This is a genomic window from Sulfolobus tengchongensis, from assembly GCF_036967215.1.
GTDB classification, from domain to species: Archaea; Thermoproteota; Thermoprotei_A; order Sulfolobales; family Sulfolobaceae; genus Saccharolobus; species Saccharolobus tengchongensis_A.
Genome location: NZ_CP146016.1, coordinates 738,794 through 759,364, shown reverse-complemented (window position 1 = coordinate 759,364; position 20,571 = coordinate 738,794). Strand labels below are relative to the sequence as shown.

The window sequence follows — 20,571 nt, the reverse complement described above, 5'->3', positions numbered from 1 at the left end:
AATACAAATTACCATTTAGATCAAGGAAAAATTTTTAACTTAGCAAGATGGAGATGTAAAATATGAAAATAAGAAGTCTAGTGGTAACTTCCTTAGGCCATTTTATAAATGATGGAAATGGTCAAGTTTTACCTATCCTTTACGCTTTCCTTGTATCCCATTTGAGTGTTCCTAGTTTTATGATAGGCATTTTCGCCGCTATCTATTATGGAATATCTGCTCTACTATCACCTATAATTGTGAGATTAGTTACTAGTAAACCTAAAGTAGGTATTGGAATGGGGATAATATTATGGGGTATTGGGCTTTTTCTTTTAGGTTATTCTGTAGAACTATCTTCTATACCCTTAATAATAATGTCAGTTATTGTTTGTGGGATATCTTCAACGTTTTATCACCCTTTAGGATCTCAGATACTTTATTCGGTCTTTAGAGGAAATGCGGGGGTTGCAATGGGTATTAATGGTAGTTTGGGTAGTCTAGGAAGAACATTATATCCCACAATTTCCCTACTGTTATTCACAGTTCTTGGATTCATGCCCATAACGTTATGGTTAATTGCCCTTATTTCAGTATTCGCATCTATGGTTATATTTCTAGTACCTTTGGATGAAAGGAGTCTATATTCCACAAATAATAAGGCTAGCAAAAAAGACCAAGACCCTCCAGATCCAATTAAAGTTCCTATAGTGGCTATAGTCTTGCTCGCGATAATTGGATTTTTAAGGAGTGCATTTCAAAGATCAGTCATGCAATTTCTACCGTCATTTTTACTATTAGATTATGGTTACCATTATAATGTCTTACTTGGCCTTATGGTCACAGTTACATATGCAGGTTCCATAATAGGACAACCATTAATGGGTCTTTTATCAGACAGAATAGGAAGAAGAACTACTTTGGCAATAAGTGGTGTTGGGTCCATCATTATGTTTCTATTATTTATTAAATTACCTTCACCAATTTTCCTTTTCTTCTTCGGACTGTTCACGTTCACTGGATTTCCGCTTTTGCTCTCTACAGCAGGAGACCTAGTACCTAGGCGCTCAGTGGGGTTTGCCAATTCATTGGTATGGGGTGTTGGTGTTACGGGTGGTGGTGCTATAGGTCCTCTAATAACTGGGATTCTATCACAGTTTATTGGAATAGGAAGAGCATTACTTATCATGATAGCGTTTGCTGTAGCATCTTTAGCCCTAATTGCGAAACTTCCTAAGCCTAAGAAGCAATCTAAAACTCCACTGTTTGGAGAATGAATTAGATGAGATTATCATTTCATCAATGAAGATTTAATGAATCATTTTCATGTATAGTAATGTCTCGCTCATAGTTATTTAATTTATGGAGACTCAATTAATTTGGTAGTTAATCAAACTCACGTTCAAGAACAGATAAGCTTAATTGAATCAATTTATTTTTTAATTGAAATCACGAGTAAAAGCTAAATTTCATTCAAAATAGTGTGTGTACCATTTGAATACTTATCGCTAATTCTACGAACAGTTCTGATCAAGAGAATAACCTTAATTTTCAGATACCCCACAAACTACATTCAAAATAATCTTATTCATTCTTGTTTCTTCAGATGTTTTAACTTGTACTTATTATATCTTGACGTCTTTTAAGATATATGAGCACTATTTTAGTTTGTGGTGTATATGAAAATTGAGGTCCTTCTCTTAATCAGAACTATTCGTAAAATCGGCGTTAAGCATTCAAATGACACACATTATTGTACTATTCTGAAACTTTAGAAAGATAAAGTTTTATATGTAGTCCAAAATTTAAGAGAATGATGATAGTAGGAATGATCCCACGTGCTATTCATACCCCATTAAGGGATTTTTTCACTAATGAATTTATAAGGTGATATATGTGAATAAGGGGAAATTTTTCAGTGGAAAGGTAGGACGGTTAGAAAAAGAAGTTTTGCACATAGTAGATTTAATTCCATTGTCAACATCAAGTGTAGCTCCAACGTTTAGTATTGCTGCGGCTTATGGAAGTATGATAACATTAATGGGTCCATATGCAATAATGGGAGTGATTTCGTCTTTTCCATTCTTTCTTTTTGCCTCAATAATTTTTAGGCAATTAAATAAGAATGCTCCTCATTGTGGTGCATCTTATCATTGGGGTACTAGATTTGTAGGTAAAAAATATGGGGGGTTTCAATTCTGGATAATTACGTTAGCTTATTTCTTTTCCTTACCACCAATAATAATTCCAGCGGGGGAATACACCTTAGACCTATTATTTAGACTCGGTATTATAAGTAGAGCTATTGAATTAAGTGTAATTTGGGATTCGATAGTAGGGATGATTTGGGCAATTATCGCTTCGATTCCACTATTGCTAGGAGCCAAGCCTACTGCTAGATTTACTGAGGTGTTTTTAGCAATAGAGCTAGCTATTTTATCAGCCTTTATAACTATAGGACTTACATCACTACATATTCATGTGGTAAATTCCTTTAGTTGGAGCTGGTTCTTTTCATCAAAATGGTTTTCATCACCTTCCTACTTTCTACATCTCACTGCTACAATGGTTATTGTTGCAACTATTCTCGATGGCTGGGAAATAGACAGCTACGCCTCTGAAGAGTCTAAAAAGCCTAAACACTGGCCCGGCTTATCCGGGATCATTGGTTTAATTTCCGTATTTGTTATTTATATGATTGCGATGCCAATAATCACTATTGAAACACCAATAACGAAATTATCAATGTCTGTGGACCCATTAGCTACGTGGGCTTCTTATGTCATACCGCAGTATACATGGCTAATTGATGTAGCTATCATTACTTCTACCGCCTCATCATTATGGTTAACAGAGTTTATTTTGACTAGAGTATGGTATGCCGCCGGAAGGGAAGGATTGTTGCCTAGTATATTTGCATGGACCAGTGAAAAGTTTAAATCACCATGGTTTGCGATAGCTATCGCTACAATGGCTGAAATAGTTGTTCAACTTCTTGAATTAACTTCAGCAAGTGTACAATCATTCTTTGGATTAGTGTTAACTACCGCTGGAGCCTTTTTACTTGCAGAATTTGGAATGGACTCCATAACCGCAACTATAAAATGGTGGAAACAAAAAGTTACAAGTATAGCAGACTGGATGATAAGAATAATTGCCCCTATAACAGCGTTTGGAATGATAAGCACTATAATTATGGGCATAATAGATGCAGGCCCAGCATTTGGCTATACAACGCTACAGTATGGAATAACCATTTTAATAATGGTGTTACTAGGTATCATATTCCTGTTCAAAAAATTTAATGTCATAACACCAGACTGGTTAAATGAAGAGTGATGTTCTCAATTATGTATCATATGTCATATTGCTAACAGCCTACTGGTTACTTATAGTTACGAATATGTCATAATAGTTGTGTTGTACGTTACGTTTGAGGGATAAGGCATTTAATATACTATGTGTGATAAGTACTAGTATTTCGTGAAGGAGTAAACACTGATAATTTTTAATTATGATTAAATTATTCGGCTTTCAAATAATTTTTGTATTCTCCTTCTAATGAAAGTTATTACACGGATAATATTATACGTGTTCATAGATGCTCTATTAATAAAATGATACTGATGCTTTTAAGAGCTATAAATCGGTGTATCTGTATTTATTATCTATATTAAATTAATATATTATAAATTCTAATAACGCTATAAGAGAGAATAATTCACAATAACTTAATAAGTCTAATAAGTGGAATTATCTATAATGAAGTTAAGAATTCTTTTACTAACCTCAATAGCGCACTTTATTAATGATGGCAACTTCTGGTTTTTACCAGTAGCCTATACTTTCCTTGTAGAGTATAAAGGGTTCTCAGAGCTAGTCATAGGAGTAATAAGTGGTCTATTCTTTTTATCATCAGCTCTATCGTCTCCCTTAGTTACTAAATTCGCAGAAAATAGAGGCAATTTCGTTAATTTTATAGGCCTAGGTATTATTTTATGGGGTATAGGTATAATCATGTTCGGATATGCAACCTATATTAATTCACTAATACTCTTGATAGTATCTATTCTTACATGTGGTATTGCGTCATCCTTTTATCATCCCTTAGGTGCAGCATCATTAGCCATAGTGTATAAGGGTAGTTCAGGAACAGCAATGGGTATTAATGGTAGTTTGGGCAGTTTAGGAAGGACATTATATCCTACAATTACCTTACTTATTTTTACTATAACTGAGAGAAATATATTGTTAACATCGATAGGTGTAGGGCTAATATCCATCTTGGCCTCAATTCCAGCATTGTTATCTAGAACGAGACTGGACATAAGGGAACCTAGTAGTAATAATGGTAATGAAAAATTGACCAAATCTATCAGAAATATTATAATAATTCTACTAATCTCAGCATTGATTAGAAATATGTTTAGCCAAGGAATTTCGCAGTTCCTCCCAACTATATTGGTTGAAAGTTATGACTTTAAGTACGGTCTTAACTTAGGTCAAATATTAAGTATTGCGTTAGCTACAGCAATTGTTGGACAGCCACTTCTCGGTATCCTTTCAGACAAAGTGGGGAGAAGGTTAATTTACGGAATCTCGACAATTGGATCTATAATTTCCATACTATTATTTCTAGTATATCCGAATATTATTTACTTATCATTATTTATATTATTTACATATAGTGCGTTTCCTTTAGTGTTGTCACTAGTTGGAGATTTTGTACCAGAAACTGTAAATGGATTTGCAAATGCCTTAGTTTGGGGATTAGGATCAACTGGAGGAGGTGCTATAGGTCCTTTAATAATGGGATTTTTGTCTCAATCCATAGGGCTTATAAACGCTACTCGTCTTATAGTATTAATCGGATTAATATCGGTAATTGTAATACCCGCAATACCGAAACCTCCTAAAAGATCAAAAATATCAATATTTGGTTAAATAGTATCAAAATCTTCCTCACGGAATTGTCCGCGTATTATTATAGACTTAATGTAAATTCTATGAAAAGGAGAAAAGCATAGATTTGCGAAATCATAAGATTAAGACACTATGAGACTAGAAGAAATCTCTATAAGACGTATACGATCCTTTAAAACTTAAATAGCTGTTCCAATAAATGATTTAATATGAGCGGTCAATCCGTAAAAACAAGGGTACCATATCAGCAGGAGGGAAGAGCAGATAGAGTATTCTTAAGAGGGCTAACGGGAGAATATAGTTTAAAAGAAGAGTTAAAGAGATTACGTTCATTACCTAGAGTGATTAAAGCAGAAGAAGTCCCATGGGTTGATGGTCCTCAAGTCTTCAGTAAGCACATGTTAGTCCCAGAAGACGGTTTAGGCCAGACCATACATATTCATGTAGAAGAATATGCCCCTGGTGCCCGTTCCCAAATGCATGGACATGTTAATGAGGCGATGTTTTACATACTAGATGGCAAAGGATATGATATTCATGATGGTGAAAAACTTGAGTGGGAGGCAGGAGATGTCGTAATAGTACCTAATCATACTGTCCATCAGCATTTTAATGCAGATCCAAATAAACCAGCTAGGGCTGTTGTTATAAAGACAAAACCGATGTTCATTTTCATGAATATGATCTTCCAGAAAACAGTAAAACCTAGACCAAAAGAAGATTTAGGATACACACCTAGGGATGAGCCTGAAACAGAGGGATGAGCAATGGCGTGGGAAGAGGCTAAGAAATGGCTCCAGGGTAATATGACTTCTGATTATTTTCAAGAATTATTAAAAAATTCACATAGATGGCCCTATAAAGAAAGGAAGAAGCAAGTTATTAAGCCCTGGGAAATGCCCTGGGAAGTTACACCTAATGGAATAATAAAGTGGTTAGCTAATGAAAAAATGGATATAGCTATACGTACTTTGGATGCTTATATGCTATTCATACCTCCTTATAGTCGTTCTGGAAAGGAAAGGCATCTTGCAGAAGAATATGTCTATGTAGTTGAAGGTAAAGGATACGACCTACATCAGGATTGTGATTTCGATATTACTGAGCAAGGCTATAATCTTCAGTGTTCCGATGAGATTAAGAGATTTGATTGGAAAGCTGGAGATGTAATATACATACCACCTAATGTTATTCACCAGCATTTTAATGCCTCTAATGATAAGCCTGCTAGGTTAATTGTAGCTATGAGCAGGTTATATAAGTGGGCTGGGCTAAACGATTTTGAGATTATAGAAAATGCGCCAGAATACGATGAGGCTAAGTCCTTACCGCCAGATAAGCTAGTTGAGTACGTAGCAAAAAGATTAGGTAAGTCAAGTTAAGGAAAAAATTTTTAACTTATTTCTTTTAGGGATAGTGTGGGTGTATATTGATGAAAATTTACGAAGCAGATAAAAAAGGTATAATAAAACTTAAAATAAATGGAGAAGTATACGAAACTGAAGTAAACCCTAGGAAGTTGTTAGTTGAGATTTTAAGGGAATTAGGTTTTAAGAGCGTTCATATAGGCTGTGATACTTCTCAGTGTGGTGCTTGTACAGTCATCATGAATGGTAGGAGTGTCAAGTCTTGCACCGTTTTAGGTATTGAGGCTGATGGCTCTGAAATTTTGACTTTAGAGGGATTGATGAAGGATGGGAAGTTACATCCAATTCAAGAAGCTTTCTGGGAAAATCACGCGTTACAATGTGGTTATTGCACTCCAGGGATGATATTAGAGACGTATTGGTTATTAAGGGAGAAACCAAATCCTACTGAAGAAGATATAAGGGAAGGTATATCGGGTAATTTATGCATGTGTACCGGTTACTTGAATATAATTAGAGCAGTCAAGAGAGCAGCTGAAATTATTTCGTCCAAAAAGACATAATTAGATATTTCATATATTAGGTACTGTATGTTTTTACCCTCAACTCGTAACTAACTAATTCCAATTAGTTTGTGGGTATCTGAAAATTAAGGTTATTCTCTTGATCAGAACTGTTCGTAGAATTAGTAGTATTAAGTATTCAAATGGTACACACACTAAATTCCAATCATAAATATACGATTTTTATTCAGCAGGATAGATATATTCTATCCCATCTCCTCTAATTATCAATGTGCCCAGTTTTCTATTTTTTGTCTCGTTTGCGATCTCTTCTGCATCTTCCAATAAGATATTGAGATGATTATCAAATCCTTTTAAGGTTCCCTTTATTTTCACATTACCTTTAACTATAATCAAGACACTCTTATCCAATAAGTTTTCTAAAGCCTCCTTACTATCAGGCATGTTAATCAGCACTAAAATATAGGTAAATTAGGATAATTAATTTTCATGAGCTTTTATTCGCATATTGATCCTGCCTAAGTATCTCATCATGAGATTAAATGGAAATCCTCCCCCCATTGCTTTCTCACGGAAAATACGAGCCATCCATTGCCCCATCATGATAAAATGTTACTTTCCACTATTAAGGAAAAGAATAGAAAGACAATGCCCCATAAAAGCTTATTAGTATGTCAGTAAACTAAACTAATAGCCATGGAGGAGAAAAAGTTTAAGTGGATAGGCAAGCCTATGAAAGCTGTAGAGGATTATAGGTTTATTACCGGCAAGGGAGTTTATGTGGATGATATAGATTTTCCTGGGGAGGTTCTATATGTAGCGATCTTAAGGAGCCCTTATGCTCACGCTAGATTATTAAAGGTAGATGTGAGTAATGCCCTTAAAATACCTGGTGTTAAAGCAGTTGTTACTGGAGAAGACGCAGTAAAATACACTAACCCAATTCCCGCATACGCTGTATCAAAGTTTAAGCCGGAAGAGTACGTATTAGCTGTGAATAAGGTACGTTATGTTGGTGATCCAATAGCTGCTGTGGCCGCAACAGATAGGGCTACTGCAGAGGATGCCATAGAGGCAATTGAAGTTGAGTATGAGCCCTTAAAGCCTGTGGTAAATCCGGAAGAGGCTATGAAACTTGATGCTCCATTGTTATATGAATCCTATGGTACTAATGTCGTTGCACATTATGAAGCGAAATGGGGGGATGTGGAGAAGGCGTTTAAGGAGGCTGACTTAGTTATAAAAGAGAAATTGATACTACAAAGATATAGTTCTACTCCATTAGAACCAGTAGCAGTAGTTGCCCAATACGATAAGAATAACGATAAATACACTTTTTGGGCCAATGCACAAATGCCCGGCCATGTAATGATGGTATTATCACAAATGTTAAGAGTACCTACTACTAATATTAGGTTAATAATCCCCGATATAGGTGGAGGATTTGGAATAAAAACCAGACCTTGGAGACAAATGGTCATTCCAGCCCTACTAGCAAGAAAGGTTACACCATCTTATGTAAAGTACATTGAAACAAGAACAGAGCATATGATGGCGGCTGGAATGTCTGCAGGATTAGTGGCATATATTGAGGTTGCAGTGAAGAAGGATGGTAGGATTTTAGGTTTTAAACTGCACGATATTAACGATGACGGTGCATCTATACAATACGCAGGTACATACGCTTCAATGCACGCAACCTTAATAAATGGATGTTATGATATAAGGAATATAGAATGGACTAGCGACACAGTTTTAACTAATACATGCCCCTCAATGCCTAATAGGGGTGTGGGAAAACCCGGTATTGTGTATATTATAGAGAGAATGATAGATATTGTGGCTAGAGAATTGGGTATGGATCCTGCAGAGATAAGGTTTAAGAATTTCATACCTAAAGAAAAGTTCCCTTATGTAACACCTAGTGGTAGAGTTTACGATAGTGGTAATTACGCTGAGACATTGAGGAAAGCCCTAGAAGTTTTTGAGTATCAGAAGTGGAGAGAGTACCAGAAGGAAATGATAAGCAAAGGAAAATATGTAGGGATAGGTATATGCTCATATGTACATGGTGCCTCGGCTACAGCCAGGGAAATAGAGGGAGTTAGCGTAAAAATAGATCCTACGGGTAAAGTTTTCGTAGAATCTGGTTCACCAGATATGGGTACATCTCATGCGACAGCCTATACTCAAATTTTAGCTGACTTCCTAGGTGTCAATCCCAGTGATGTCGTAATGTTACATTTCGACTCTGAAAGAAACCCATGGACACCTTACTCAGGGACTCACGCCAATAAGTTCTCTGGCCCTGATATAGAAGTAATGGTTGAAGCGGCACAAAAATTGAGAGAACGATTGATAAAATTGGCATCTTTCAAATTAAATGTAGATCCAGATTTAATAGAATTGTCTGATGGTAGAGCTTATCATAAATACGATCCTTCAAAGAGTGTAAGTATAGCTGAATTGGCAAAAACAGCATATCAGAATCCCGGACTTTTGCCAGATATTGAAGCCGGTTTAGAGGTTACTGTAATAGGGAGTACTAAAAAAGCAATGGAAGCTTTTGTACAAAATGCCCAATATGAAATAGGAGCATTACACCAATTAGTAACTGGTCATGGATCTCCAACCGGGTATTTAACGTATCCTAATAGTGTACATATAGCAGCCATAGAAATAGATCCAGATACTGGTCAGATAAATGTGTTAAAATATGTAATAGTCCATGATATAGGAAAAGTAATAAATCCATTAGTAGTTGAGGGCCAGGTTCACGGTGGATTATTCCATGGAATAGGAGCAGCAATCTACGAAGAATTTAAATATGATAGCAATAGTGTGTGTAGTATCTGAATTATCTCTTTGCGAAGTATAAATTTGTTTCACTAAATTTACTCTAGACTAAACTCATTAAATAACACGCTACGCCACGCGAACCGCGTGAACCTCACCCACCAAGAAATCAGCCATCTCCCTCATAACGTGATAAACCCAAAACTTCAAAAGAGCAGCCTTACCTTGAAGAACACCCCTAGCGCGAATCCCATCACCAAACATCCTCTTCACAGCAGATATCACAACCTCAACCCTCCACCTCTTACCATAACCCCTTTTCCTACTCCAATCACGTGGCGACTCCCTATACTCTAAAATAGTATCACGCCTCCTCGGACTAGCCCTATCCACATTAGCCGACCTCTTAGGCGGAATCACAACCTCAGGAACTAGATCATAAATAGCATTAGAATCATAAGCCTTATCCCCATAAAACTTCGTAACCCTCCCACCCCCTTCACTTACCTCCTTAATTACCTTAACTGCCGACTTAACTTCAGAGTTCTCAACCTCAGCCTTCAAAACCTTCATGGAATTAGCATCAACGTGAACTACTATTTTGAGGAACTTTCCCTTTCCTCCCTTTTTCCACTTTGCCCTTATGTACCTACCTCCTTGTTCAACGCTTATTCCCGTGCCGTCGCTTATTAGTTCTACTTCATCCTTGACTTTGTTGAAGTCTAGTTGCATGTTTTTTAGTCTTAGGTGGATTGTCTTGTAGTCTAGGTATACTGGTATTATTCCCATTTTGTATAGTGCTCTCAGAATTCCCTCTATTTCTCTGTATGTGAAGAATACGTAGAGGAAGGCTAGGAATTGGTTGAACATGAGTGGTGCTTTGTAGGGTCTTGTTTTTGCCTTCTTGTTATCCTCCTCTAGAAGTTCGTACCAATGTTCAAACACGTAGTAGGGGAATATCATCTCGTATCTAGTTATGAGGTTCTCGTCGTACTTTGACCAATCTCTAGTGTATCTCCTTTCCTCAGAGGACATGATTATCATTGGTATTATGCCATTTTAACCTTAACTCTAGAGAAACTCCACAAACTATGATAGCAATGGTCAATTACTAACTACGAGCTATGGAGATTATGGAAAACCCACTTCAATGGAAGTACCTAACGTTGAGATATCATCTACAGAAACACCTTCTCCCAGATCATCTCTGGGAATTAAGGGTATAGGAGAAGGAGAGACTTTCGGACCCTTATGTGCAATTCCAAACGCTATAGAGGATGCTTTCCATATGTTGGGAATGAAAGTGAGAATAAGAGATCTGCCAATAACACCGGAAAAGCTTTATAGATTGATTCAAGAAGCTAAGAATAAAAATAAATCATAAACAGATAATTTATTATGTTATCATCCTTTATACGATTGTATTTCTGTTAGTTAGCTATTCATCTAGATAAGAAATACGTACTTTTTATTTAACATTGTCCTAGAAACATGGGAAAAACGTAAGGCTGAACACTGCTATATACCTTTTATTTTATATAAAACTAGTATGTTATTTATTTAACTTCTTATAAAAGAGATGCGAATTCTATAACGATTCTTTATCTTACATTATACTTCTCATCTAGATATTATGTAGTAAGGGATATCGTAATAAATGATACTTAAATAATATCAAAATGACACAGTTTAAATGAGTCATAAAAATATAGTGAAGTTGAATACACGCTTGCATGCTCTCATTTTGGTTATTCTTCCACCTTTTATCACTATCTACATTTCATTAAGGTTTAAAAAATAGTAGTCTATATTATTATATAGACTCTATAATGAGTACTCCCATTAAAATAGTTAATTTTAGTATATTACATGAAGATGGTTGGTCTCCGGAAACTAAAAAATATGAAGTAATAGCCGAATCGTTAAATAAAACATTCAATAGAGGTACATTCTCTTTTTATCTGCTTATATGGGGTAGTGATGCGAAAAAATTTATTGAAGATATAAGAAATAAAAACCAAATACTTAATCTTGAGGTTCTAGGTCTCACTAAAAAATTCGGAATTCTCAGGTTAGAGCACAAGAATACTAATACTATTACGAGTCTTGTAAAGAGATATAGGGGAATAATATTATCCGAAAGAATAAGTAATGGATTAGAAAAGTGGACAGTAGCAATAAATGCAAAAAGTTTGAGAAAGTTCAGAGAGAAACTTAATGAATATGGGGAAATAGTAAACTACAGTGAGAAGTCACCAAATGAAATTACCCCACCTCCACTCTTAACTGAAAAACAAGTAGAGGCTCTGAGATTTGCATTAAGTAAAGGGTACTTCGATTATCCTAAAAAGATAAGAGGCGAGGATATAGCTAAATTATTGGGAATGAAAACCCCGACTTTCGTATACCACCTAAGAAATGCTGAGAAATCTATCCTAGAATTCTATTTGGATAATTTCATAGAAGACTTGTGAAGCTCATGAGTTCATAGTGGTTTTAAAGGTTAAAAACTTTAGAGAGAAAAATAATGTAGCATCCATAATGTCGTCATGAAGCTATATATTCAAATAGACTGTTATTTCCATATCATAACCTCATAATATATGATATCTACTTAGCAACATATATGAAATTTTAGAGTAATTTGTTTTATACCTATATGATGACAGTATGTAGCATCTCTAAACTTCCATTATCAAGTATTAATTAATAATAGTGGTTAACGGAAATTAACGCTTTACTGACACCATTTAATTTAAGATTAGGAAATAAGATTAATTATTTCTTTTTTATATAATTTAACGTATTTATTTAAAATTATGTCTAATTTGATAAGGAGAATTCTTCATAGCCTTTTAACAAAAAGATCATTAAGGGGATTTTCCGTAAACTGCTATTAATAAATAGTTCATTGTCATAAAAACAAACATAAAATTAGGAGAATAATATCTCGTTTGTTAATCAAATATATTAGAGGAATAATTTATGACTAATCTTAAAAAGTAGTGAGGGATAAGAAACATATGAAATTATTATCTTTTTATAAAGGTAGTCCTAAAGACAGCAGAGTTGGCGTAGTATACAAAGACGGTAAGGTAATTGATCTAGTTTCCCTATACGAATATCTTTATGGATATCCTCCAGATTGGCTAACAGATTTGACTAAATTACTTGAAGGCGGATCACCAGCATTTAGACTTGTAAATGAACTAATTGACGATTTCAAGAAGCTCGATACGAACATTACATCAAATTTTCTCTTAGATGAAGACAACATAACGTTCTTACCCGTTGTCAGGCCAAGAAAAGTATTTTGCGTAGCAGTAAACTATAATGAGCATGGTAAAGAAGCTGGTTCAGCCTCCATTGAAGAGCCTTACATTTTCATGAAGAGAGTGGATACATTAGTTGCACATAGACAACCAATACTGATACCCAAAATTTCATCACAAGTAGATCATGAAATAGAACTAGCAGTTATCATTGGAAAGAAAGGTAAATATATTAGTTCCAAAGAAGCCTATGAGTATATAGCAGGGTATACAATCTTCAATGATGTAAGCTTTAGAGATTTAAGGAAGCATTCTTCACCCAGATATAACATAAATTGGCTATACGCTAAAAATCTAGATACAGCATCACCTATAGGTCCTTATCTGGTAACCAAAGATGAAATACAAGATCCTCATAACCTCACTATCAGACTTGAAGTTAATGGTGAAATAAGACAAAATGGTCATACTAGTAGTATGATACATAAAATTCCAGAATTGATAGAGTATGTTTCTAACGGAATAACATTATACCCTGGAGACGTAATATCAACTGGCACCCCCTCTGGTACAGGTTTAGGTACAGGTAAGTTCTTAAAAGAAGGAGATGTAATGGTAGGATATATAGAGAAGATAGGTAAATTAGAGAACAGAATAATGAGAGAGTAAACAACATCGTACTAAAGTATTTTTTAGAAAATCTAAAGGCTATAAGTTAGAAAATCTAATTATATTCTGAGAATTTCCTTGTAACACCACTACTTCGAAATAGAACCCCTATATTAACCTACTAATACGTACGAGTGAACACTTTTAAATTTTAAATAAAAATATATTATAAACGGCAACATACGAAGAATCATAAATAAGCAAATAAGATTACATTAATTGAATGGATGTTTTGGAAAAGCACAAAACTATGAGAATTTTTATCCTCTAAATTACTATATTATACTCTAGCTCTTTCTTTCTCCTTCTCAAATATTTCCAATCATTAAAGCACTCTAGCATTAGGTAATCTTCTGGTAGCTTATCTATTGGCGTAAACTCTTCTTCCTTTTCTTGCTTTTTTCTCAGCTGTAATAAAGTCATTCAAAACCACTAATATATAAGTCCACCTACAAAATTTTAAATATTGGTTCCCTTAGATTTAGATAAGTATAGATTAACGAGGTTTAACAAGAGGAATGTTTAAATTATAATGTAAAAAGAGTTAAGTATAGCTCATAACTCCATTATGAAATCTTCTTCTATACTTTAGAAATAGTTTATTAGAAATAAAATATAAAAAGTTCTCTGGAATAACGTAATCCCTTTACAACAGAGTGAAAATGTTAGGCAAAGAAGGTTGAAAGTAGTCCAACACCTAAGCGTTTCCTATAAGAGACTTAATCATTATATCCTCTTTCTTTCTTTTTTTTAAATAATGAGAATATATATATTGCTTTCTTAAATTTAGCAAGAAGAAAGTAAGGATCTACGAAACAAAAATTGATTTACCTACTACAAAAAATAGTATGATAAATTCATACTGTTGTCATGTAGTTAAAAATTCGCAATATAAGATCTCTTTATTAAGATAAACTTGCAATTAGTCATACTGAAAACCCTAAAAATAATTTATACTTATCTGACGACACTTATATAAGTATGCAAAATTTTCAACCGAAAGATTTATTACTGAACGCTATGAACTAAATTGATCTAAAGTACAGTTTCCTAGTCTTGTTTTTTATATGACAATAATAGTTCTATATATAAAAATTTAAAAAAGAGTTTCTACTATATTAAGTTATGTCTTTTCGCATTTATTTAGCAATGTTATTATTAGTCTCTATTCTACCATTAGTTCCAATATCATCACATACACAACAAATATCATCAATCTATACAATGCCAGTAGAGAATGCCTCTCTATCGTGGAAACTTTTGCCAGAAGGCGTTAATGTTAATTTACATACTTCAGAACCAGCACCTATGGGAATTTCTGATGTAGGCGTTGGTCCAAACGGACCATATATAAGAGAAACGACACAAGTTAAAGGTACAGTTCTTTTATATAATCTATCTGCTGAGAGTACTTTTGGCAATCCATGCGTGAGCTTTCAGCTAAATGTAGTCCTAAATTATCAATTCCAAGGTAATACTTACGCTTTGTGGGTACAAGATGTTGCTTACTATGACACAGCAACTCATCACATTACATTTCTTGATGCTATTTTCAACTTCACCTCTTATAATGCTAATGTTACTGGGGTTGTGGGAAATGGTAGTATATTAGACAACGCTTACATATATTCAGCATCAATTTTATCCCCCGGTAACGATATGGACTTAACACTACCAGCTGATATTATTTTCTTAGTTAATGTAACGACTAATTCATTAGGTCAACCCGTAATTAACTTCTGGTATAATGATAGTTACGGTTTGATTGAATATGATTCAGTCACTGTAATTAATGTGTATAAAGCATCTAACGTATATTTTCTAATTGATGGATATCAATATACTGGATCTGGAAATTACTATGATGCTGAACTTATAATGGGAGGTCCAGGTGGAGGAAGTTGCTCCTACGTATATGATTCCCAGGTTTATTTCAATTTACAATATTGGAACGGACATAATTTCCAGACCGTGAGGAACGCTTATAATTATGGTTTTGACACAGCAGAAACTGTAAATAATGCCAATGTAGGGAGTTATTATTACCCAAGTAACGGTGAATTAATCACTGGAATTACAGCTGGTAAAGGCAATTTAGGAAGTCTTTGGAATCAAGACATGATTACTGAAATAGTTGTAAATACTGGTATCTCAAGTGGCTACGCTTTGGTATTTAATGCCTCATTTTCTTACCAGAACATAATCAATGACCCTTATTTCTATGAAATTCCATTTTATAACGGAAGCTTAGAATTAACTTTAGTCCCTATGGAGTATGGTATTGTAGTATATTCTTCAAGCGGACAACTCATAGGAGAAGCCAATATATATGGAGGTTATGGAGAAATTGCAAGAACTAATGTTGGTCCTTTTAACGTAAATATTCTATCTTCATCCATCTCGGGGACAATAGGAACTGTAACTCTAGAAATTCAAGCATACGGTAATGTGACCCTTAGTGTTAGCTCAAGTTATCCTTATTCCTTACAATCAAACCCAATTTATGTTGACGGTACTGCAACTGATACTCTCACTGTTTATGATTTGCATTCTGGAACTAATTACATTTACGTTTATGCTGAGCTTTTCAATGGTCTAAGCACAGAAATAACGGTTGAATTTACATTATCTAATTTAGTAGTAGTGGAGTTTGAATTGAGCACTGTTGGGCAACGAATGCCAGTATTACCAGAGCTTCAGCTAACTTTCCCTAATGGTACTGTAACTATAATAACTCTGCATAACGGAGAGATTTTGAATTTACCCTTAGGTACAGAATATAATATTCAAAACATTGTTTATGAAAATAATGTGAGATGGGCTACTAATAATATTACAAGCGGAACTATTGATGGTTCTGAAACTTTGACTTTTGTATATTATGAACAATATGAAGTTACGTTTAATTATCAAGTTACTCAGAGTAATTTTGGAAGTCCTACAGTACAGTATTACTCATTTGGTGAAATAGAAACTTCAACAGCACCGGTAACAGTATGGGTTGATTATGATTCTACCTACAGTTACAGCAATATTTTGCCCGGATCGAACAATCAGGTTAGGGCAATAGCTCTTCACACTACTGGAGTAGTAACTTCTCCCGGAACAATCACAGTTTATTATCAAGTACAATATTATGTCACTGTTAATTCTCCAATACCAGTTTTCGCAATTGTTAATAATGTGAACCAAAGTCTAACCTCTGGTTGGTATAACGAAAGTGATTACATTCAAGTTGAAAATATTCCTTACTATGTTTCTTCTAGTGAGAGAGAATTGCCTGTTTCAATTACACCTCAATCTTTCACTGTTAATTCACCATTAGCAGTTAACGTAAAAACGATAACACAATACTATGTGACTGTAAACTCTGCAATACCAGTTTTCGCTATCGTTAATATTAATAATCAGAGCCTAACCTCTGGTTGGTACAATCAAAGCGAAAAGATTAGCGTAGAAAACATTACGTATTATCATAGTAACGATGTCAGATACGTGATTATCTCTATTACACCGTCTAGCAGTATAATTGTTAATTCATCTATAAAGATAAGTATAATTGCTGAAAAGCAATATTATGTCACTGTTAATTCTCCAATACCAGTTTTCGCAATTGTTAATAATGTGAACCAAAGTCTAACCTCTGGTTGGTACAACTCCTCAGCTAGAATTCAAATTGAAAATATTACACACTATACCTCAAATTACGTTAGAGAAGTAATAGTTAAGATTTTACCACAAAGCAATATTACTTTAAGTAAGCCAATCAACATAACAATAATCACACTGACTCAATACTACATTATTGTAAATTCTAGTATTCCAATTAAGGCATTAGTAAATGGAAGTAGTGTAACTCTTAACTCCTCATGGATAAATAAAGGAACTGAAATAAATATTGAGAACTACACCTATTATGTAAACTCAGAAGAGAGAGAAATAATTGCTAGAATCTCACCATCACAAACAATTACTGTTAACTCACCAGTAACTGTAAAAATAGATAATCAAACACAATATTTAGTTACAATTAATGGAGCCTCCTCATGGTATAATTCTGGTAGTATAATAAAGCTTAATGCTAGTGTACCATTTTACATGAATGGTGAGTTTGTAGGTACTTACAACGCGTCACCAGGCTCAGTAATAGAAGTAAATCAACCAATTCAAGAGACATTAGTTGAGAGTGCTAATTACGTTGTTATAGGAAGTATTGTTGGGATTCTATTTGCTGTTGGATTGGCTGTTGGTGTAATTATAATGAAAAGATAAAAAGGAATTTTTCCGTGTTTTTTATTAATGTAGAGAATTTTTAGTTCATAAGATTATCTTTATAAATGTGACGAGTAGATCAAATATTGAAGTTTTAGATAGTACTAGGGAAGAACTCATCTATCCCATCCTAATTTTTGACCTAGGAAATAGGATCATACTTCTATTTTAAAGAGAAGACTACCAGTAATCATTTTTGAAACATTAAAATTTTCTCTCTAGAGAAGATACCATTAATCTTATTTTAGTTACCATATTTGAAATTTCGTAAATTATTGAAAGTATCAACATTGATCCAAAATCTTTATAAGTTACTCTCTTGCTAAGAAGATTGTGAAGGGCCAATACTCTTAAGCTTAATTTTAATAACACTTACAAGTTTATTGTCCTTCGCAAATCACCCGGTAGGAATATCATCACATAATGGACCAATTTACACAAATGCAGTTTTAGGATTTGTAAATGTTACTTCTCTTTCAGCCTATAATTCATCTTATAAATACGCCCCTTATGGTGCAAGCGTCCAGCTAAACGTGGTTACTGAGGCTATAACACCTTATCAAACATATTATTTTTGGTTGCAGAATATAGTCGACTTTTTAACCAATAATGACACTTTCTCTATCGAAGATAATATATAGAACTTTACAGTACCTAATGCCACTATTTCCAATGTTATAGGAGAAGGAAATATATCAAAATATATGAACTCAACGTACTACGTTAAGGGAACATTCTTTATGCATTATAATTTTTCCCTTAGCGTCTTACCTTTTAATAAATGAAAGTTATAATTCATCTGGTATTCTAGTAGACTTTTCTTATCTTGTTGTTCAAAATGGAAGTGATATTCTTCCTCCAGAACTGGTGACTTACGATAAGGCTTTTATTAAAATTAATGATGTAAAGAATACTTTTATTATTATCAACGATTCTACAACTCCAAAAGTAAAAATTGGAAATTATTATTATTGGTCAGGCTATTTAGATGCAGAACTTGTTTGGGGTGGTTTTGCATATGGAGAACACACAACTTTTACTAACATGTCATCTTATCTAGCTTTATATTATTACAACTCGGAATCTGGAAAATTTATTCCCTTTCCTATTGTTTACTCTTATGGAAATGATACTGCAGAATCGGCTGATAATTTACACGTTACAATTTCACCATCTGGTTACGCTTATGTCACTTTGGGAAATTTACAACCAGGACTATTAACAACTCAATTTAACCCGGCATTGCCTTCTTTCACTTTCCTTAGTATTACGTGTTTAATTCCGTTTTATATAAATGGAAGTTTAACCCATAACTTTGAGGGCTATATTAAGTATTCAACTTATATATCGTTTTTGAGAAACTTTTCAGCTAATTCCTCAGCGTTTGCAGTATTTAATGGTAAAAACTTAACTATTTATCCTTCCGAAAAAATAACATTTTATCAAATAAAACCTAACTATACATGGTATTATTTAGTATACATAAACTCAACTTACCCAGTATACATAAATGGAATAGAAACAAATAAGATGTTTGTAAGAAGCGGAGAAACGATATAAATTTACACCATTATTCCAAAAAACGTAACTGGTGTATTTGAAGGTACTTATAAAATTCCACTTAACGATACAATTACTGTAAACCAGCCTATTTATGAAAATTTAGTAACTTACTCGAAGACTGAACTAATCTCCCAAATAGTTGGATATGTGACCCTTCTTATGACAATCTTTGGTATATTAGGATTTATTTCATATTTTCGCAAAGCTAGAAGGAAATTCAGAAAATCCAATAATCAATACTCAAATGAGAGTAAATACCAACCTATGGCACCAAGTTACATTTATCCAAATGGTAATGCTATTTTGAGAATTAACTTTTATGATTATGCAACAATTCTTAACGCTAGATTTAACGGAATTGATTCAACTTACATTTCTCCAAAAGAACTACATCCAGGTTATGATGAAATCCATATCTACTTTCCTAATGTAACTGTTACACCAAATGCACATTATAGTATTACACTGTTAATAAGAAGAGGTAGAAGAAGGTTTATTTACAGAGTTTACGCTATTGGAGGGAGATAAAGAAAAATATTTTATAATTTTGCAGAGATGTACCTCTATCTTATCTAGATTAACAGAAGTAAAACTCACGTCCACTTCATTAAAATAACAATTATCATTTAGTTTGATACGTGAACGCGATAAAACCATATAATATTGTTTTGATATCTTCTCTAGTATTAAGTCTATCTTCATTATCAATGTTCATCTATCCTCTTATTTATCTTTTTGTCTACTCATTTTTCTCTCCTCTTATTTACCCTATAATTGACGTATATAATTGGAACAATATGGAGAGGAATTTATTATCAGTTTATCTAATAAATAGACAAATATTTCTAAACGCTAGCAGAATATTCGCTTCAGCTATTGAAATATTGGTTTCAACAAACTTTGATATTGTTTCACTGATTCCTTTACTTATTTTGGCATCATTATTTTTCTATCGTAGTAAAAAAGAATTATCAACTTCATTATCATAAAGGGTGAACTACTCTGCTCTTACTGACGAAGCATCCTCACCTCACGATGAGGATTTACTGCTTCTTTGGGAAACTTACTATACAAGGTATAGCAGAGGTTTCCCTCCACAGCAGTCCCATCCCTCATAAGTCTTACCATCTCTTTCAGCCCATTAAAACCAAATGTTGATATGAAAACTTTTTCTATAAGGGGGTATCCATCGGATGGGGACTTCCG

General features: G+C 34.0%; 18 protein-coding genes. 15 read left to right on the top strand and 3 right to left on the bottom strand.

All coding sequences use genetic code 11. From position 1 onward, the window contains the following. Positions 1-62: 62 nt before the first annotated feature. The 6 genes from V6M85_RS03445 (at position 63) to V6M85_RS03420 (ending at position 6,832) form a co-directional block, all read left to right on the top strand. Complete coding sequence (locus V6M85_RS03445) at positions 63-1,256, top strand: MFS transporter (protein ID WP_338603012.1); 1,194 nt, start codon at positions 63-65, stop codon at positions 1,254-1,256. Between the two features lie 619 nt (positions 1,257-1,875). Beyond that, positions 1,876-3,318, top strand: a complete 1,443-nt coding sequence (locus tag V6M85_RS03440; RefSeq protein ID WP_338603010.1) for an APC family permease — start codon at positions 1,876-1,878, stop codon at positions 3,316-3,318. 423 nt (positions 3,319-3,741) lie between these two features. Continuing rightward, positions 3,742-4,923: an MFS transporter gene (locus V6M85_RS03435; protein WP_338603008.1), complete on the top strand. Its 1,182-nt coding sequence runs from the start codon at positions 3,742-3,744 to the stop codon at positions 4,921-4,923. A 188-nt stretch (positions 4,924-5,111) separates the two neighbouring features. After that, positions 5,112-5,666: a cupin domain-containing protein gene (locus V6M85_RS03430; RefSeq protein WP_338603006.1), complete on the top strand. Its 555-nt coding sequence runs from the start codon at positions 5,112-5,114 to the stop codon at positions 5,664-5,666. 3 nt (positions 5,667-5,669) lie between these two features. Beyond that, entirely contained in the window at positions 5,670-6,284 is a 615-nt protein-coding gene (locus tag V6M85_RS03425; protein ID WP_338603004.1) for a cupin domain-containing protein, read from the top strand. A 50-nt stretch (positions 6,285-6,334) separates the two neighbouring features. Further along, the gene (locus tag V6M85_RS03420) at positions 6,335-6,832 is read left to right on the top strand and encodes a (2Fe-2S)-binding protein (protein ID WP_338603001.1); all 498 of its coding nucleotides are present in this window, start codon (positions 6,335-6,337) and stop codon (positions 6,830-6,832) included. Between the two features lie 183 nt (positions 6,833-7,015). Here the strand turns inward: V6M85_RS03420 and V6M85_RS03415 are convergent, their stop codons facing one another. Continuing rightward, a complete protein-coding gene (locus tag V6M85_RS03415; protein ID WP_338602998.1) occupies positions 7,016-7,237 on the bottom strand; it encodes an LSM domain-containing protein in 222 nt (73 codons plus the stop codon). 252 nt (positions 7,238-7,489) lie between these two features. Between V6M85_RS03415 and V6M85_RS03410 the strand changes: the two genes are divergently transcribed. Beyond that, entirely contained in the window at positions 7,490-9,649 is a 2,160-nt protein-coding gene (locus V6M85_RS03410; RefSeq protein WP_338602996.1) for a xanthine dehydrogenase family protein molybdopterin-binding subunit, read from the top strand. A 69-nt stretch (positions 9,650-9,718) separates the two neighbouring features. Here the strand turns inward: V6M85_RS03410 and V6M85_RS03405 are convergent, their stop codons facing one another. Beyond that, positions 9,719-10,624, bottom strand: coding sequence for a transposase (locus V6M85_RS03405; protein WP_338598132.1), 906 nt, complete (start codon positions 10,622-10,624; stop codon positions 9,719-9,721). A 115-nt stretch (positions 10,625-10,739) separates the two neighbouring features. Between V6M85_RS03405 and V6M85_RS03400 the strand changes: the two genes are divergently transcribed. From V6M85_RS03400 to V6M85_RS03390, 3 genes are all read left to right on the top strand, one after another. Continuing rightward, a complete protein-coding gene (locus V6M85_RS03400) occupies positions 10,740-10,973 on the top strand; it encodes a hypothetical protein (RefSeq protein WP_338602994.1) in 234 nt (77 codons plus the stop codon). Positions 10,974-11,418: 445 nt separating this feature from the next. Next, positions 11,419-12,063, top strand: coding sequence for a helix-turn-helix domain-containing protein (locus V6M85_RS03395; protein WP_338602992.1), 645 nt, complete (start codon positions 11,419-11,421; stop codon positions 12,061-12,063). Between the two features lie 549 nt (positions 12,064-12,612). Then, complete coding sequence (locus V6M85_RS03390; protein ID WP_338602988.1) at positions 12,613-13,530, top strand: fumarylacetoacetate hydrolase family protein; 918 nt, start codon at positions 12,613-12,615, stop codon at positions 13,528-13,530. A 267-nt stretch (positions 13,531-13,797) separates the two neighbouring features. Here the strand turns inward: V6M85_RS03390 and V6M85_RS03385 are convergent, their stop codons facing one another. After that, positions 13,798-13,953: a hypothetical protein gene (locus V6M85_RS03385; protein ID WP_338602985.1), complete on the bottom strand. Its 156-nt coding sequence runs from the start codon at positions 13,951-13,953 to the stop codon at positions 13,798-13,800. A 702-nt stretch (positions 13,954-14,655) separates the two neighbouring features. Here V6M85_RS03385 and V6M85_RS03380 point away from each other — a divergent pair. The 5 genes from V6M85_RS03380 to V6M85_RS03360 all read left to right on the top strand — a co-directional run bounded on the left by V6M85_RS03380 (position 14,656) and on the right by V6M85_RS03360 (position 20,354). Beyond that, complete coding sequence (locus V6M85_RS03380) at positions 14,656-17,802, top strand: thermopsin (protein WP_338602982.1); 3,147 nt, start codon at positions 14,656-14,658, stop codon at positions 17,800-17,802. 383 nt (positions 17,803-18,185) lie between these two features. Further along, entirely contained in the window at positions 18,186-18,443 is a 258-nt protein-coding gene (locus V6M85_RS03375; protein ID WP_338602979.1) for a thermopsin family protease, read from the top strand. Positions 18,444-18,546: 103 nt separating this feature from the next. Next, a complete protein-coding gene (locus V6M85_RS03370; protein WP_338604565.1) occupies positions 18,547-19,362 on the top strand; it encodes a thermopsin family protease in 816 nt (271 codons plus the stop codon). After that, the gene (locus V6M85_RS03365) at positions 19,363-19,893 is read left to right on the top strand and encodes a DUF973 family protein (RefSeq protein WP_338604562.1); all 531 of its coding nucleotides are present in this window, start codon (positions 19,363-19,365) and stop codon (positions 19,891-19,893) included. Positions 19,894-20,162: 269 nt separating this feature from the next. After that, positions 20,163-20,354 (top strand): hypothetical protein, encoded by a 192-nt coding sequence (locus V6M85_RS03360; RefSeq protein ID WP_338602977.1) that lies wholly within the window; start codon positions 20,163-20,165, stop codon positions 20,352-20,354. Positions 20,355-20,571 lie beyond the last annotated feature (217 nt).